The organism is Parabacteroides hominis (assembly GCF_014287585.1).
Taxonomy (GTDB): domain Bacteria; phylum Bacteroidota; class Bacteroidia; order Bacteroidales; family Tannerellaceae; genus Parabacteroides; species Parabacteroides hominis.
The window spans coordinates 1-681 of sequence record NZ_JACOOJ010000104.1; the positions used below are offsets into that span (position 1 = coordinate 1).

1 protein-coding gene is annotated in these 681 nt (G+C 59.5%); it reads right to left on the reverse strand.

What is annotated here, in order from left to right; all coding sequences use genetic code 11:
* A partial coding sequence (locus tag H8S65_RS20845; RefSeq protein ID WP_186931721.1) for an efflux RND transporter periplasmic adaptor subunit occupies positions 1-681 on the reverse strand: 681 nt, incomplete at both ends.

The following is a 681-nucleotide window of genomic DNA, read 5'->3' on the forward strand; positions in this document are numbered from 1 at the left end:
CCCTTCCGCACCTTGCCCGAACTCGCGATCGGCATCGACGCCAGCCCGACCCATTCGCCAGCATCCTCCGGCACGATCCGCGCAAACAAGTCGCCACCCTGCACATACAGGTTCGGGTAACCCTGCCGCAGCAACTGCACCTGCCCAGACCCCGAGGCCTCTATGCAATAATCCATCTCCCAACGCCTCACGGCTGCTAACAACTGCCCCAACGTTGCCCGGTAATCCCGCGACGCAGGGTCTTTCGACGCCAAAGCCGTATAAGCCGGCTGGATATCACCTAACTGCCAGACATCCTGCAACAAGTAATAGCCCAACCGCTCCGGTTCACCGGCATAACGCGCTAACAGTTGCTTCAACCGCAGCACATCTTCCGTCAAGGCTGTATTCTCCACCACCGCCAACGGTAAACCCTCTTTCACCTCCTGCCCGTCGGCGACATACAGGCTGCTCACCCTGCCCGAAGTGCGTGCCACGACCTCCGTCACCGGGTTACGGCTCGTCAGCCTCATCTCCGCCTCGATCACGTCCGGATAGCGGAAGAAAAAGCTGCCAACGACAAGCATGAGCACCACGAGGGACAGCACCGTGATACCCCACCTCACGATCCAGGACGGCACATGCCCCATCACTTCCTGCACCGCTTCACTGCGCAGTTCTATGTCTTTTCCATCTTCCATA